The organism is Agarivorans sp. JK6 (genome assembly GCF_045277145.1).
Lineage (GTDB): Bacteria > Pseudomonadota > Gammaproteobacteria > Enterobacterales > Celerinatantimonadaceae > Agarivorans > Agarivorans albus.
Genome location: NZ_CP113525.1, coordinates 3,675,270 through 3,691,216, shown reverse-complemented (window position 1 = coordinate 3,691,216; position 15,947 = coordinate 3,675,270). Strand labels below are relative to the sequence as shown.

General features: G+C 44.2%; 14 protein-coding genes. 10 read left to right on the top strand and 4 right to left on the bottom strand.

Annotated features, from left to right (window positions below; all coding sequences use genetic code 11):
- Window positions 1-247: 247 nt before the first annotated feature.
- On the top strand, window positions 248-1,780 hold the full coding sequence (locus OV592_RS17030) for a methyl-accepting chemotaxis protein (RefSeq protein ID WP_406609410.1): 1,533 nt from the start codon (window positions 248-250) through the stop codon (window positions 1,778-1,780).
- A gap of 3 nt (window positions 1,781-1,783) precedes the next feature.
- Here OV592_RS17030 and OV592_RS17025 read toward each other — a convergent pair whose 3' ends face one another.
- Window positions 1,784-2,068 carry a DUF1330 domain-containing protein gene (locus OV592_RS17025; protein ID WP_406609409.1) on the bottom strand — a complete coding sequence of 95 codons (285 nt, stop codon included), beginning with the start codon at window positions 2,066-2,068 and terminating at the stop codon, window positions 1,784-1,786.
- A gap of 124 nt (window positions 2,069-2,192) precedes the next feature.
- On the opposite strand from OV592_RS17025, the gene OV592_RS17020 reads away from it, so the two are divergent.
- From OV592_RS17020 to OV592_RS17000, 5 genes are all read left to right on the top strand, one after another.
- Window positions 2,193-4,112: an alkaline phosphatase D family protein gene (locus OV592_RS17020; RefSeq protein ID WP_406609408.1), complete on the top strand. Its 1,920-nt coding sequence runs from the start codon at window positions 2,193-2,195 to the stop codon at window positions 4,110-4,112.
- Between the two features lie 97 nt (window positions 4,113-4,209).
- Complete coding sequence (locus OV592_RS17015) at window positions 4,210-6,315, top strand: RND family transporter (protein ID WP_406609407.1); 2,106 nt, start codon at window positions 4,210-4,212, stop codon at window positions 6,313-6,315.
- Window positions 6,312-7,022, top strand: coding sequence for a hypothetical protein (locus OV592_RS17010; RefSeq protein WP_152780203.1), 711 nt, complete (start codon window positions 6,312-6,314; stop codon window positions 7,020-7,022). Before OV592_RS17015 ends, OV592_RS17010 begins: the two co-directional genes overlap by 4 nt.
- The gene (locus OV592_RS17005) at window positions 7,013-8,062 is read left to right on the top strand and encodes a 3-oxoacyl-ACP synthase III family protein (protein WP_406609406.1); all 1,050 of its coding nucleotides are present in this window, start codon (window positions 7,013-7,015) and stop codon (window positions 8,060-8,062) included. Before OV592_RS17010 ends, OV592_RS17005 begins: the two co-directional genes overlap by 10 nt.
- Before the next feature lie 218 nt (window positions 8,063-8,280).
- Complete coding sequence (locus OV592_RS17000; protein WP_406609405.1) at window positions 8,281-8,970, top strand: SDR family NAD(P)-dependent oxidoreductase; 690 nt, start codon at window positions 8,281-8,283, stop codon at window positions 8,968-8,970.
- Between the two features lie 2 nt (window positions 8,971-8,972).
- Here the strand turns inward: OV592_RS17000 and OV592_RS16995 are convergent, their stop codons facing one another.
- The gene (locus OV592_RS16995) at window positions 8,973-10,151 is read right to left on the bottom strand and encodes an MFS transporter (protein WP_406609404.1); all 1,179 of its coding nucleotides are present in this window, start codon (window positions 10,149-10,151) and stop codon (window positions 8,973-8,975) included.
- Between the two features lie 322 nt (window positions 10,152-10,473).
- Between OV592_RS16995 and OV592_RS16990 the strand changes: the two genes are divergently transcribed.
- Window positions 10,474-10,647, top strand: a complete 174-nt coding sequence (locus tag OV592_RS16990; protein ID WP_016400439.1) for a PA3496 family putative envelope integrity protein — start codon at window positions 10,474-10,476, stop codon at window positions 10,645-10,647.
- 92 nt (window positions 10,648-10,739) lie between these two features.
- Here OV592_RS16990 and OV592_RS16985 read toward each other — a convergent pair whose 3' ends face one another.
- Window positions 10,740-11,090, bottom strand: a complete 351-nt coding sequence (locus tag OV592_RS16985) for a DUF2750 domain-containing protein (RefSeq protein WP_016400438.1) — start codon at window positions 11,088-11,090, stop codon at window positions 10,740-10,742.
- A gap of 70 nt (window positions 11,091-11,160) precedes the next feature.
- Complete coding sequence (locus tag OV592_RS16980; protein ID WP_406609403.1) at window positions 11,161-12,384, bottom strand: DEAD/DEAH box helicase; 1,224 nt, start codon at window positions 12,382-12,384, stop codon at window positions 11,161-11,163.
- Window positions 12,385-12,574: 190 nt separating this feature from the next.
- Here OV592_RS16980 and OV592_RS16975 point away from each other — a divergent pair, with 190 nt between their 5' ends.
- From OV592_RS16975 to OV592_RS16965, 3 genes are all read left to right on the top strand, one after another.
- Window positions 12,575-13,810 (top strand): ABC transporter substrate-binding protein, encoded by a 1,236-nt coding sequence (locus OV592_RS16975; protein WP_406609402.1) that lies wholly within the window; start codon window positions 12,575-12,577, stop codon window positions 13,808-13,810.
- A 145-nt stretch (window positions 13,811-13,955) separates the two neighbouring features.
- Complete coding sequence (locus OV592_RS16970; protein WP_406609401.1) at window positions 13,956-14,696, top strand: substrate-binding periplasmic protein; 741 nt, start codon at window positions 13,956-13,958, stop codon at window positions 14,694-14,696.
- Between the two features lie 479 nt (window positions 14,697-15,175).
- Window positions 15,176-15,676, top strand: coding sequence for a carbohydrate binding domain-containing protein (locus OV592_RS16965; protein ID WP_406609400.1), 501 nt, complete (start codon window positions 15,176-15,178; stop codon window positions 15,674-15,676).
- Window positions 15,677-15,947: the final 271 nt, after the last annotated feature.

Genomic DNA, 15,947 nt, shown 5'->3' with positions numbered 1-15,947 from the left:
GTTATACAATATTTTTTAATTTTGTTTGATTGTTAACCGCTTTGTTCGAAGACAGCAGTCTTGTTTGGCTTTAGCGGCTTGTTCGGCAATTTTTCTAAAGATTTTTGTGGTTTTTAAGTTATTGAATGCAAATGTCTAATTGACTTATATGTTACTTAAAGGTGAGTTAATGCTGGCTTTTTAGCGCTAGGATCAAGCAATACAGCTATTATTTATATTATCTATAGTTAACTTTGGTAATAGCGCTATGGCAACACTTAATCAAGAAGTTACTTTTGATAAATCGCTGCAACTGGTCTCAACAACTGACCTTCAAGGTGATATCACTTACGCAAACGAGGCCTTTTGTGAGGTGGCGGGGTACTCACATGAAGAGTTGTTAGGGCAACACCACAATATTGTTCGCCACCCAGATATGCCCAAGGCCGCTTTTGCCGATTTATGGAAGAAGCTTAAAGCGGGTGAAGCGTGGCGAGGCATGGTAAAGAACCGCTGCAAAGACGGTCGCTATTATTGGGTAGATGCTTACGTTACGCCGCTCTATGAGGAAGGCCAGCACATTGGTTACCAATCGGTGAGAGTGTCGCCAAAATCGGAACACAAACAGCGAGCAGAGATGATTTACCATAAGCTAAATAATGGTAAACATATCGAACCACTATGGAGTGGCAGGGTAGCAAGGGTATGGGCGTCTGCCATTATTTTGCTGATGGGCTTACTTTGGGTGTCGATGAATATAGACAGTCGTTATGCTTTGCTAGAATTGCTGTTTGTGGCTAGTTTATTTTTTCTTAATTTTAATGAGTTAGTCACAACGCCATGGAAGCTTAATAAGCTTAAGCAATCGTTTGATAGCCCTAGCCGTTATATCTACGAGGGCACCGAACTGTTTGATGTGGCTCGTTTCCATATAGGTTTATTGGAAGCGAGAATTAAAACCATACTTGGTCGCACGGCAGATTCAACCAAGCGCTTACAGATCCTTTCCAAAGAGCTCGCCACCATTTCTATCACCACCAGTAAGGCTGTCGATATTGAAACTGTAGAATTAGAGCAGTTATCTGCGGCCATTCATCAAATGTCGATGACCGCGTCAGAGATCAGTAACTCCACGGTAACCGCTACCGATAAAGTGGGTGAAACTCAAAAACACTGTGAGCAAACCCAGATCAATATGAGTGAAACCCGTCAGCAGGTAGAAACCTTGTCTGAGGATGTAAAACAAGCGGCAAACTTAGCCAAAGAGCTAACCGATGATGCTGATGGTATTGCTAAGGTGATGGAAGAAATCCAAGGCATTGCTTATCAAACTAACCTTCTAGCTTTAAATGCAGCCATTGAAGCGGCACGAGCGGGGGAGAAGGGCAGAGGTTTTTCGGTGGTTGCCGATGAGGTAAGGGCGCTCTCTAATCGCACCCATCAAGCCACAAGTTTAATCGAGCAGTCGGTGGATAAAATGCAAAATAGCTTAGCATCTTGGGAAGACAGAATGACGCATAGTAGTGGCCAAGCTGAGCAGTGCTTACTAACCGCAAGTCGTAGCTCAGAATTGGTGGCTGACATTTCTAACATGATGAATGAGGTGCATGACGTTTCTACCACCATATCTGTGGCTGCCGAGCAACAGTCTGTGGTGAGTGCCAATATTTCGGAAAATGTGGCTAAAATCAGCCAACTCAGTCAAGAAACCAAACATCATGCGAGTGAACTTAAAACCAGTAGTAGCGAGCTGGCTAAAAAGTCTAATGACATAGCTTCACTGTCGGATATGTTTGCCTAAACCTTAGTTACTGTAACTACTAATATGTACCTCTGCGGCCTTATCGCGCAGAGGTACAAGCGATTGATAAGTAGGCGAATGGTACCAACTCTCTAGTTGTTCAATACTGGCAAATTCGATCACTACGCTTTGCTCAAATTGACTAGAGCCCGCCAGTTGCTTATGCCATTTACCGCGTAGCAATACCTTGGCTTTATAAGGAGTTAACGACTCTCCCACAGCCTTAACATATTGTTGCCAAAGGGTCGGATCTTTAATGTTAACTTGTCCCAACAAATACGCTGCCATAATGCCTCAAAACTTGTTTTCCTTATTGCTTTTAAAGCTAGCCTTAATATGCTCACTTGGAAACCAATAAAATATCTAAATAAAGCGTAATGGTCTTTTCTCTAAGCGCTTGTATACTTTTGATATGAGTGAAGAAAATTTAGCACTGGTATTAGCCGGCCCAATCTTAAGACAAATCAGCACTACTAAGCTGAGCATGTGGATTGCCACCTCGCAGGCCTTAGAGCTACAACTTAGCTTGCAAGTAAAGGGCAAGCCGCCACAGTTGTTTGATCATCAGCAAATCATGCAAATTAGCCAATGCATTTGTGCTGGTGAGCGTCTTTATTACTACTTAATTGATCTAGAGCTTAAATCGGCTTTGCCTGTCGATACTTGGATTAGCTACGATTTAGGTCTTATTAAAGCTGGTGAATCGGAGCCTTTAACATGGCGAAATTGGGCACCCCAATTGGTGTATCCACCGCACAATTTACCAGGCTTTGTGGTACCTAATAAGGTAAAGCAAATGCTACATGGCTCATGCCGTAAACCGCACTTTGCTAGTGGCGACGGTTTGGTAAGAGCAGATGCTTGGTTAGCCGAACAAGAGTTAGATAACTGGCCAAGTTTGCTGATGCTAAGTGGCGATCAAGTATATGCCGACGACGTTGCTACTCCCATGCTAGTCGCTATTCACCAGTTAATTGCCCGTTTAGGTTTGGCGAATGAGCCTTTTCAAGACAGTAAACTCCCCGCTAGTGAACAGCTTCATGCTCAAGGGCATTATTTGTCTCGCCAACAGTTATTGCCTAAAGAGGGAGTAGAGCTGGCAGCTAATAAAGCCTTATTTAGTGCGGTAAAGAAACCTATCTTCACCTCTGATCATGCTAACAACCATTTGGTTTCTTTGGCCGAAATGCTCGCCATGTACTTGTTAGTGTGGTCACCCAGCGCTTGGTCGAAACTGGATATGAGCCCGCCAGACGCATTAAGTTTGGAGCAACTGGACGAGTTTGTTAAGCAGCGCGAAACCCTTGATGGCTTTGTTGCAGGTTTAGCTAAAGTGCAGCGCTTAATGGCGCATTTGCCTTGCGCAATGATGTTTGATGACCATGATGTCACCGACGATTGGAATTTAACCGCAGCTTGGGAGCAAAGTGCCTACGGTCATCCGTTTTCTAAACGTATTATTGGCAACGCTTTAGTGGCCTATTTTCTGTGCCAAGGCTGGGGCAATGCACCAGACAACTTTTCAGCGAAGTTGATGGGCGAACTACAAGCGAGCTTGTTGGCTCCTGGTGGTCAGCAACATATAGCGCTGATCGATACGCTACTTAGCTACCCCCAGTGGCATTACCATTGGGATACCGAACCTAAGTTATTGGTGTTGGATACCAGAACTCACCGCTGGCGCTCGGAGCGTAACCTTAATTCACCGTCGGGTTTGATGGATTGGGAAGCCCTTACCGATTTACAGCAGCAATTGATTGGACTAGATGCCGTTATATTAGTTTCCCCTGCACCGATGTTTGGGGTAAAGCTTATTGAAGTGATTCAGCGCCTATTTACCTTGGCAGGAAAACCATTGCTGGTGGATGCAGAAAACTGGATGGCGCATCCTGGTTCGGCAAACGCGCTATTAAATTTATTTCGTCACCCGAAAACGCCACAGCACTTTGTGATTTTGTCTGGTGATGTGCATTACTCTTTTGCTTATCAAATTCAACTGCGTGGCAGAGAAGGGGGGCCCGATATTTGGCAAATCACTAGCAGCGGCATAAAAAACCAATTTCCCGAAGGCTTGCTTAATACCCTCGATCGGATCAATCGCTGGCTATATTCACCTCGCTCACCACTTAACTGGTTTACTCGTCGTAGACGAATGCGGATTGTGCCTCACCGACCAGAAAATGGTGCACGTGGTGAGCGCTTACTTAATGCCTCCGGCATTGGTTTGCTTGAATTAAATAGCGATGGCTCTCCCAAGGCTGTGCTGCAATTAACGGCCAAAGGAGAGGCGATAGCGTTTGAAATGTCTGAGCAAGACGCGCGCTGGGAATAAACCTTTTTTGTAACTGATTCATTTTTATTGAAAATAAATTGCGTGTTGCTTGGTCTAGTTAAAAAGGCAGTATTTTTTAGTTAATAAAAGGCGGACTATGCAACAAACCAAGGCCACAAAGTTTATCCTAGGCATGCAACACGCTTGGGTGAAATTTGGCTGGCTGTTGCTGCTAATCGTTGCCTTAATGGGCTTACCCAAACTCAACTTGCAACCCAGCATTCAAGCCTATTTCTCTAAGGATGATCCAGAGCTTATTGCTCTAAGTAAATTTGAACAGCAGTTTGGTGCTGTTGCTAATCTTCAGGTTTTGCTAATCGGCTCTCAAAGCTGGACCAGCCCACATCAACTCGCTTTGCTCCAGAGTATTAGTCAGCAGTTACTGCTGCTTAAGGGAGTCGAAACTGTTAGCCCAACGACCGATTTAGCCTTGCAATCGGCCTTACCTCCCACACTAGCAAAACAGCTAGTTAGCGAAGACCGCTTAAGTGTTTTGCTTAGCCTAAATGTAGCGCCAAGTATTGCTGAGCAGGCGAAGCTTGTACCAGAGTTTTTCTCGCAGCTTGATAGTGTGCTGCAAGAGTTTGCAGCTGAAGGAGTCTCTTATCAATACGCTGGAGAGCTAGCGCTAAGTCAACAATATCTTAAGGTATTGAAGCATGATTTGAGCTGGTTTGCTCCTGCGCTGATCATCAGCTTTACCTTGCTATTTACTTTGGTTATTCGCAATCTGCGGTGGTTAGCTGCCATGGCCAGCTGCGCCTTTTTTAGCTTGCTGCTTACTTTGGGGCTAAGTGGGTGGTTAGGTTTGAAACTGGCGGCGATTAGTGCTTTTATTCCTTTGGTGATAATTAGTCTCATCATGGCCTATTGCAGCCATTTATATTTTGCATGGCGAGAACAGCTAGTAGTGAGCAATGATAGCTATCAGGCTATATTGGGCGCTTTAGAGCACAAGTTCTCGCCTTTGCTTTGGGGAGCGTTAACCACCGCTGCAGGTTTCTTATTATTGAATCTAAGCCCTTCACCACCGATTGCTGATTTTGGCTTAATGGTGGCATTTTCAGTGTTAGTTAATGGCTTGGCCTGTTGCTCCCTGCTGCCTTGGTGGCTAAAAGGCATTACATGTTCAAAAAATATAAACACAAAACAACCCGCTAAATTAGTTAACTTTTCTCTTTTGCTTAAGTATCGACGCGTTATTTTGCTGGCCGCACTTGTTGTGAGCTTAGTGGCGGGGTGGGCGGTAAGTCAGCTGCGCTTTGATGATGATCCTTTGAACTACTTTAAAGCCGATAATGCTTTTTCTTTGAGCAGAGATAAACTGCAGCAACAGTTTTTAGGTTTACATAGTGTGCGTTATCAGCTCAGCGAACAAAGCGATGATCCCTTTGCTCGTTCAGAGCCATTAAGCCGATTGCTAGGCTACTTAAATCAGCAAGCTGAAGTACGTCAAGTAAACAGCAAACATGATTGGTTAGATTGGTTTGCGCAAGACCCTACAGCAATTATGAGTATGTCTACAGTGCAGCAAAGTGGGCTTGATTTAGCTAAACAGGCAGAGTTAATCACGGTATGGTTACAGCCTTTAAGCAATCGCCAGCTTATTGAGTTTGAGCAACGTATTGCACAGTGGGCGGCGGCTGAGCAAATCCAATTATCACCGGCTTATAGCAGCAACCTCATTTTTGCTAAGTTTAACCAAGCTAATGGCCAAGCGATGTTGCTGTCTTTTAGCCTGGCTTTCTTGTTAGTGGCCTTGGTGGTACTAGTGTTAAAACGCAGTGGATATCTAATGGTGCTAGCGCTGCTGGCTAACGCCATTCCGCTATTATGGGTGTTTGCTCTATGGCAACTATTTGGCCAACACTTAAGCTTAGGCAGTGCGGTGGTAATGGGTATGATGCTAGGCATTATTGTTGATGATAGTTTGCACATATTGCTTAAGGTTGATCCGGTTCGTGGTGGCGCACAACTGCAGCAAGGTATGGCTAGCATTACTCCCGCTTTATTGCTTACTTCTGGGGCGCTAACGGTTGGTTTCGCCCTAGCTTATTTATCTGATTTTTTGCCTATTCAGCAAATGGGTTTGCTCTCAGCGCTTACTCTGTTATTAGCCTTAATGGTGGACTTATTGATACTGCCTTTGTGTTTGCCTCATGCTAAAAGCCGCTTGTCAGCAGAGTTAGGGGGGCAGCTATGAAACGACATGCTATGGGCAATTGTTTTGCTGCCAAGCTAGCGACACCGAGCTTAAACTTGCAGCACCCTATTGCCAGTTGGAGCAAGCAATATGCAGGCTCACCATTAGAGTTTTCTTCAGCACATACCGAGGCACTCGCGATACTTATGCCGCTATTATTGTGTGGCGAACAATCAGCCCAGTTGGTGTTTCAGCAGCAAGCATTGCAATTTAGCCAGCAACAATGTGCCGATTCAGTATTAGCCTTAAATGAAGTAGAAGCCGATGAAGCGTGGCATGATGAAGCGCTACAAACGGTCTTTTCTCAACTGCCAGAGCTTGCCGAACAGCATAAGGTTCGCCGCACTGCACAGCGATTTTATGCTGGCTTAGGCCGTAGCTTAAGCTTACAGCAGCAGTTTGTGCGAATTGCCAGTTTAGATGCCTGTGTAACCCAGCTCATGCAGTTGATTGAGCGCGGCAGCATTGGCAGTCGTCATCCTTTTTCTCTGCTATGCGGCTTAATTAAAAAAGACGAAGCCAAGCATGTGTATGTGAGCAAGCACTTTGCTCAGCATCTTGGGGCAAGTGTGAGTGACATGGCAGAGGAGCGTTTGTGGGTGCTTGGTGCATTAATGCAGCTGCTCAAACAGCAAGCCGATCAGTTTGAAATTATAGGCGTTGATTTGGATAAGTTAGAAAAAAGATTGGAGCTAAAATGGCAGTAAAATTTGCAAGCCATTCATTAAACTTATTGGCTGCTAACTGGTTTGTGCCACATCAGCCAGTCGCTAATGAACAGTTGTTGGGCTACTTGGCGGAGCAATGTGGTTGGCGCATGGCACGTAAAGCCAAAATTATTGCCAAACGTTTAGGGGTGGAGCGGCGCTTTTTAAGCCGCAGTTTTGCCCAGCCACGCAGTCAAGCTTCGCCAACTGGCGTGGATATGGCAAAGCAGGTGCTACAACAGTGCTTGCAGCAGTCGGATTTACAGGTTGAGCAACTAGGGTATTTGTTAAGTCATACCTGTACGCCGCACACCCAAGTTCCGCCCAATGCAGCTTGGTTGGCCGATGAGTTGGCATACCACGGCGCTTATGCCGAACTTCGCCAAGCCTGTACCGGTTTTGCCAATGGCTTGCAGCTAGCTAGTGCGTTATGTGCCGCTGACCAAGCGCCAGTGGCTATTGTGGGGAGTGAAACTGGCTCGGTGTATTTCGATTTAGATAAGCAATTTGTCGATCAGCAACAGTTAGTGAATTTTGTGCAAATGGGGGATGGTTGTGGTGGAGTTATTGTTGGCCCCGCTAGCCAGCCAGAGCGACTAATTAAAGACATTTACCTAGGGCAAATTGGTCATAACAAAGCCCCTGGCTTTTACTTAGATGCGGGGGCCAATACTGTTGGTGAGGGCAATATGGCGCGTTTTCATCACAATATTACTCAGGTGAAGAAAACTGGCTCACAGTTGTTCGAATTAGGCTTAGAAGCCGTGCTGTCGCGGGGTTATCAACTCAGTGACTTTAGGTACATTTTGCCGCATCAAGCCAATGGTCATATCGATAAACTACTGAGCAAAGCGCTAAACTACCCAAAAGAGCAAATCATTAATGATGCAAAACTATTCGGTAATCTTGGATCAGCAGCTATTTGGTTAAGCTTTGCTCGTTTACTTGAGAATTGCCCCTTAGAGCCTGGAGACCAAGTATTGGTGCTAGGCGCAGAAGCGACAAAATACCTTTATGGTGGTTTTGTTTATCAGCATTAGGGCCTTATTTGGCTGATTTTTTCTGTGAGTTAACGCGGTACTTGCTGTCTTATTCTGCGAGTAACTATCTCACTGTTTCATTCAGTTTCACTCTCTTTTGAAGTACTTCAATTTTTGCCAATTTAACTCAGACTGAAAGCTGGATTGCTCTTCACTAAGGGTAAGATTAAGCATTGTTAGAGTGAATTGATTTCAAAGTATTTAAGGGTGGGCAAAGTATGCAAGTAGCGGGTAAATGGGCCTTAGTGACTGGGGCAAGTCGAGGTGTGGGATTACGCATTGCCAAAGCACTAGCAGCTAAAGGTGCCAAAGTGATTGTGCACAGTCGAAGCTTGAGTGCATCGCAAAAAGTGGTAGATGAGATTACCTGCCTGCAGGGCTTCGCGGTTGCGGTAGAAGCCGAACTGTCTGATAGCCAAGCTGTAGCCAGTTTGGTGACTCAAGTTAATCAATTAACTCATCAATCTTTGACGGTGTTATATAACAATGCCGCAATTATGACGCCTTGGCGAGATGACGCCGTGGTTCCTGCCTCAGATTATGCCTTAAGTTTTCAAGTAAATTGCATTGCACCAGCAAGTTTATGTGACGCCTTTTTACCGCAAATGAAGCAGCAAGGTGAGGGACGTATAGTTAATGTTACCTCTGGCATTGCCGACCAACCTCAGCTTATGGCTTATAGCTGTTCTAAAGCTGCCTTAGATCGTTATGTGCGCGACATGCTGCCCAGCTTAGCTGGCAGCGGTGTATTAATGAACTTAATGGATCCTGGTTGGTTGCAGACCGACTTAGGCGGAGAGCAAGCGCCAAATCATCCAGATTCAGTATTACCGGGCGCTTTGGTCCCGGTATTACTTGAAGAAGAGGCAGGCAGTGGCCAGCTCTACTGCGCTCAGGATTACCGTTAAGTTCAAACCCCAAGTGTAGGTGGTAGGCGGCCTCGGCCAGTTTTTTCTTTGCTGGCCACAATCAACATATACATGCTGGTACTAGCCAAGACTAACGCGATATATAAGGGCAGTTTAAGCGCCAAGCTTTGAGCGGATTCCGCCAGCAACGGGCCGCTTATTGAGCCTATGCTATAGCTAATTAGCATTAATTCGGTGATAGCGACAATTTTCTCCGCTGGCACATTTACACAAGCTTGAGATATCGCGATGGGGTAAATAGAAAATGCCGCCGCTCCTAATGCAAATAAGCTTACTGACAAGGCTAACCAGGAGTTAGCCATGGCTATCGCCAACGCTGCTAGTACGCCTATGGCTGCTGCGAAAGCTTGTAGCAAGGTTTTGTTTAATCGTGCCGATAAGTAGCTACTTAAGGGTTGAACCAACATTCCACCAAGTACTAAGCTTGCCATTAACACTCCTACCTTGTAGCTCCACTGAGTTGAGCTACTTAAATAGCTGGGCATTAGCCCGTAGATAGGGCCCAGCACCAAACCGGATACAATACAGCCGATAAAGGCTGGCTTACTTAAGCTTGAAAGCTCCTTGATAGACACAGCGCTATGTAAAATCTGGTGGGGTTTGGCTGTGCGCGTAAACAGAGGTGCTAAAATAGCTAAAGCCAGCAGAGTCGCAATGCTTAAAAAGGGCGCTAAGCCCGCGGTCCCGATTGGCTCAATTAACAACTGACCAACAGCACTACCAGCGTAAAGAGTCAGCATGTAAACGCCTAAGCGAGAGGCTCGTTGTTTGTCGTCATCCACGAGTAAAAGCCAAGATTCAACCACCACAAAAATACCTGCGGTTGCCACACCCGCTACTAGGCGCAGGGCTAGCCAAGCGCTCGGATAGGGAAGCAAGAGCATCAATAAAACTGTGGTGAGCAATGCTAACAAACAAAGGATGAAGGCCATCCGATGGCCAATAGCTGCGATTAAGCGTTGCGCTTGTAAGGCGCCGAGTAACAAACCTGTGTAATACGCACTGGCCAACCATGCACTTAACGACAGTGGAAGCGCTAAGGCTGTTAAGGCCAGTGGTAATAGGCTCATGAGGTAGCCCGAGGCTACCGCAAATAAGCCCAAGCCTAACAATGGGCTAAGGATCCCTGAGCTTGGCTGTTGTGCAGAATTGTTTAACATGACGTACCTACAAACACGATTAATAGACAGTGCTTTATCCAAAGCCGCGCGATAATGTCAGTAAGTTTGTTCACGTTGAAACAAAGAATTTTTATGGTAACGATAAGAAAGTTTTACTCAGTAGGGAAATAACTCATTTTTACTTTAAAGCATTGTTTATTAATGGTTATTTGTTTTGTTGGATGGTTTTTACTAGCTGTGAAATAGATTGACGAAAGTAGGGTTTTTTAGCACATTTAAATGGCGGAAAAAGCTCAGCTTAGCTAACTTTTTGTCGCGCAATATAGCCTGTTATATTTTTAGTTAAATTAGGTTGCCAGCGATGAGATTTTCAAGATTTGATGATATTGATGAGTGGGAAGACGAAGACAAAGCCGCTCAGATTAAACACGCTAAAAAAGCCAAAAATAGTTCGCGTACTCGGCGCAGAATAGACGAGTATCATGAGCAAAAACAGTTGGCTTCGTATTTAACGGATTTCAGCTCATTTTCTTAAACACGATTAATGGTGAGACAGCTCAGCTAGCTCAGTTAAGTGCTTAGCAATAAAAAGAAAACGCCACTGCAGAGTGGCGTTTTTGTTTGTGCTTAGGCGTCGTCTGCGGCCAGTTGTTTGGCCAAAGTAAATGCTTCGATTTCTTCGCCTACTAAGTTTTCATCTAAGTCTATGGCCACCAATACTTTGTCTTCATCAAGGCTTGGTAACCATTCTTCAAAAAATTCTTCAAGTTTAACGGCTACTGGCTGATAGCTCGCCCAATCTTCAATACATAAGGCTTGCGCATTTGCTTGCTTAGAAAATAGCGGCATTACGTCGGTGGCTTCAAATTCGATGGAATCCACCACGACAAATTCATCATCGGCGCTAAGCACCCAAAGCTCCCCTGCAGCAATTACTGCTTGGCTAAAGGCTGATAGATTTGTTTCTGAAGTAGACATGTTTTGCTCCGATTTAAGTAATACTGGATCCTTGCCCATTGTTGGCAATTAGGCAATGTTTATCGATGAATTATTTGTGTCGCTTGTTATTGCCTAAGGCGCGTTGTCGGGCTTTACGCTTTTGTACAGAGCGCGAATTACGTTTGTTAGAGGGTGCGGGCTGGCTTAAATCGGGCTCAAAGCCAGGATACCATTGCTGAGGTAATCGGCGGTCGAGTTGGGCTTCTAAATCGTGCAGTAAGTGTTCGTCGTCAACACTCAACAATGTGATGGCAATGCCGCTTTGCCCTGCGCGACCAGTACGACCAATGCGGTGGGTATAGTCTTCGTTTTTGTATGGTAGCTCTAAGTTGATAACACAGGGCATATTTTCGATATCTATCCCCCGCGCCGCTACATCAGTTGCGACTAAGAGGCGTATTTCGGAATCCTTAAATTTAACTAAATTTTGTTCGCGGGCGGCTTGGCTTAAGTCTCCATGTAAAGCTGCAGCGCTTATATCGTTTTGAATCAGCTGTTTAACCAGTTTGTCCACGCCTTGTTTAGTGCGGCAAAATACCAAGGCTTGCTGCCAACTGTCCTTTTTAGCTAATTGGCAAAGTAATGCGGCTTTTTTATCTTGGTCAACGTTGTAAACGCGTTCTTCTATTTTTGCTGCCTTGCTATGAGCTTTGGCAACATCTAGTTGTTTGGCTTGGTTTAACCAAGGTTTAGCAAAGCGGTAAATACTCGCATCTAACGTAGCCGAGAACAGCATGGTTTGGCGCTGCTGCGGTAAATACTTGAATAGGGCTCTTAATTCATCTTTAAAGCCAAGGTCGAGCATGCGATCGGCTTCGTCTAATACCAAATGTTGTAAGTGTTTTAAGTCACAGGAGCCGCGCTTTAGGTGATCTAACATTCGACCTGGAGTCGCCACCACTATGTTGCAGGCTTGCTTAAGAGCTGATTGCTGCTTCTCTATACTCACACCGCCATACACTAATGCGCAATTAAGCTCGCAGCCTTTAGCGTAATTTTCTAGGTTTTGGTGCACTTGCTGAGCCAACTCACGAGTGGGTGTGATGATTAAGGCTTGGATATAGTGAGTACGTTCTTGTTGGCTAAGGGCTTGCAAAATAGGCAAGCAAAACGCTGCGGTTTTGCCGGTGCCGGTTTGGGCACAGGCCATTAAATCATGACCAGCCAACGCCAGAGGTATGGCTTGCTGTTGAATCTCGCTAGCTTGTTGATAGCCCAAAGCGCTAAGGTTTTTAAGTAAGTTAGGGTTGAGAGGCAGTTGGTTAAATGTCATTGGTTCTTATAACACGCTGATTGAGGCTGAGTTAAGTATACCTAATCGCTCACAAAGCTACTGGCTTTTGTTTTTATTGGCTTTTTTGTCACTTATTAGCCAGAACGCGCTAACGCGAGATTATCCAATAGAGACTACACTATAACTACACCTAGCCAGAGGGTTAGCAAACGAATAGTGAAGGAACCTTATGTCGCTCAAATGGCTAGTCTTGCTAATTGTCTCTTTAAGTTTAAGTTGTGTTGCCCAGCCGCTTAGAGTGTCTTTACTGTTAACACCCAAGCAACGCGATAGTTTTCATTTTGTATTTGAGGCTTTTACTCAAGAGACTGGCATTCATATTCAAACGATTATTCGCAGTGATGAAGATTATAAAAGCGAGATCGATAAGTGGCTTAAAGGGGGAGAAAACTCACCCGATGTGCTGCACTGGCAAGCTTCTGAACGCTTGTTTCAGTTTTCTCGTAAGGGCCTGATAAGGCCAATTAATCATGTTTGGCAAGAGTTAAAACTTGCTGATAGTTTTGCTCATTTACAAAGTGGAGTGAGTGAAGAAGGGCAGGTATATGCCTTGCCTTTTGCTTATTATCACTGGGGTATTTTTTATCGAAAATCACTTATCGATAAACATGGTGGCCCGCAACGTTTTTGGGAAGATTTTGTTCGTCAATGCGAACAGCTTAAACAAGCTGGTATTACCCCCATTGGTATTGGTACCAAAAACTATTGGCCAGCCGCAGCTTGGTTTGATCATTTAAACCTGAGAATAAACGACCTTAGCTTTCACCAGCAATTACTTCGAGGGGAAGTCTCTTTTTATGATCCTCGATTAACACCAGTCTATGAACAATGGGCCTCGTTAATCAAACTCGGCTTCTTTAATGCTGATCATCATGATTACGCCTGGGATGAAGTATTACCCATTTTTTACCGAGAACGGATAGCATTTTTGTTGTTAGGTAATTTTGTAGCCACCAAGTGGCCAGCTAAGTTGGAAGACGATATTGGATTTATGCCATTTCCTGTGCTGTATGATCTACCCACCTATGAGGTGGCCCCCACCGATGTGTTTATGATTGCTCAACACACCAAGAAGGTGTACCAAGCTGAAGAGTTTATAAAGTATATGGCAAGGGCAGAGGTACAAGCCCAAATAGCTGAAGGCTTAGGCTATATACCTGCTTCTACTGCGTCAGAAGTGAGTAGTGATAGTTTAGTGAGTGAAGGCGCGAGTATGCTAAAGGAATCTATTGGCGTATCGCAGTATTTTGATCGCGATACCATTCCTGCGTTTGAGCGAATCGCGGTAAAGGCTTTTACGCGTTTTCTAGACGATGCTGATATACCGCGCTTAAAGCGCGATTTAGAGCAGGCAAGGCAGTTTGCATTTAAGCTTTCTGCAAGCCTACCCAAGTCTAAGCTGTAAACAATTATTTCCAATTCTCACCTTAAAGATTTTACGTTTATGTGCTTTTAATTTGACCTTGCTTTGCTGTAGCCTGATTGCGACTTTTTGAGAAAGCCTTAAAGGAATCATAGGCTTAATACTAGCTAAAAGGGATTTTTTGCTAATGAGGGTCTTATTGTTGCTTGGGCTTTACTTGTTGCTAAATACTGCAACGGCTGAGTCAAGAGCGACTTGGCGAGTAGCCTATTCAACAAAGCAACATCTGCTGAGCCACGACATTATGAACTTGTTGGTTAAAGAAGCTCGTGTGGAAAGTGTTAATTACTACTTACCCTTTGCTAGGCGTTTGCGCAGTTTGCAGCTTGGCCAAGTGGACATAACCGCAGGCTTAATTAAAACTGAGCAGCGTGAACAAGATATCTACTTCTTAAAGCCCGCTTACTTAAGCACTGCTCGTCATTATTTCATTATACGTAAAAGTGAACTTCGAAGCTTAAACCAGTATTCAGATCTTTATTCCATGCGGGTAGGCATAAAGCTTGGGGCTAAGCATTTCGCGCGTTTTGATCAAGACCACAAACTATATAAAGTGAAGCTAAATAACCAAAGCGAATGCTTGAAAATGCTTGAACGAAAACGCGTTGATGTATGTTTAGCCGGCGAGACTGGCCGCCATAAAGCCTTGAACTCTTCCTTGTGGGCTGGAAAATTTAAGATTGCTAAGTTTGAAGTGCCTTACGATAGCAAGGTGTATATAGGTATCTCCCGTCAATCAAGCTTATATCAGCAGCGAGAAAAGCTAGAGCACTTGCTTAATTATCTTCATTACTCTGGAAAGCTGACTTCTACAATTGCTAATTACTATCACTCTCAACAGATACCTGTTCCCGCAATGACCAACTAACGGCTTGCTATGTAAGCTGAGCTCGGGAAAATAAATAGGTTAGGCCAATTCTACTTATTTCGGTGTTGAAGCGACTTCCGATAAGCTAGCTATTGGCGCGCAGCTTCACCTACAACTAAGCAAAACTATCTCGCCAGAAACAGGGAGCTAGATTAAATACTGGCTTTTAGAGTTCTCGTCACTTTCTTATCTCGAGTTCAGGTTATGTAATAAGTGTATGAGCTGGCTCACAAAATCACCGCTTGTCTCTGTTTTTAAACAATAATTCCCGAGAAAATCATCAATAAGTAGTTTGGTATTACAAATGTTGGTATGGGAAGGCCAATGCAGGGATTAATCCAACAAAGATTGGAGTAAAACTAACCTGATTTATTTGTGTTATAAGATTACTTATTTTGCGGCTTAGGAGTACCAATAACAGGCTGCAGTTTGCTATCGAAAAGAGACAGTACGGTAAACAAAAAATAAGGAAATTGAACATGTTAAAACGAGTACTATCGATACTCTGTGGGTGTGTATGCTCACTGGTAATTAGCCAAGCCGCTGCGGCCAAGGTCTTGGTGCTTAATCCTGATTTTGAGCAGGGCTGGTATGGCTGGAAGAAGTCTGGTTCAACCGCTATTTCAGGCCAAGGGCGCGATGATGAATCGTCTGCCAAAATAACCGGTGAAAGTGGCCGTTTTGAGCAAGAAGTAACTGTGCGACCCAATACCGATTATACCTTAGCGGTGTTTTTGAAAGGCTCTGGAAAAATAGGGGTGACTGTAACAACCGAGGCCACCGAAGAACAAAAACTTATTAACAAGTTTCAAGAGTTTTCCATCCAAACCTATGCGGACGATGATTACCATGGTGATTGGGAAGTTATTGAAGTCGATTTTAACAGCGGTATTAGCGATAAGGTCACCATATTTGGTGCTTATCGAAAAGGTGGGCAAGGTCGCTTCGATCGTATTAGAGTAAAGCCTAAGCGTGATTAGTCTGACTATAGTATCGCGTAGCTAAAGTTACTTTGTCGCTTCTTGTAATCCGTTAACTAGCTTTTCAAATATCGATGTTACTGGTTAATAGGTCTCTCTGGACTTTTGCTTGTCCATATTAGTTAAATCTTAAAGAACTACAGCATGTATTTTAGTGCTGTAGTTTTTTACTTTGGTAGTTCTTCTTAGATTTCGCTTGATCACAAATTCATCAACCTTTTATTGAGTTTTATATTATTAAATGTAGGGTGCTAAAAAACTATAAAGCTAA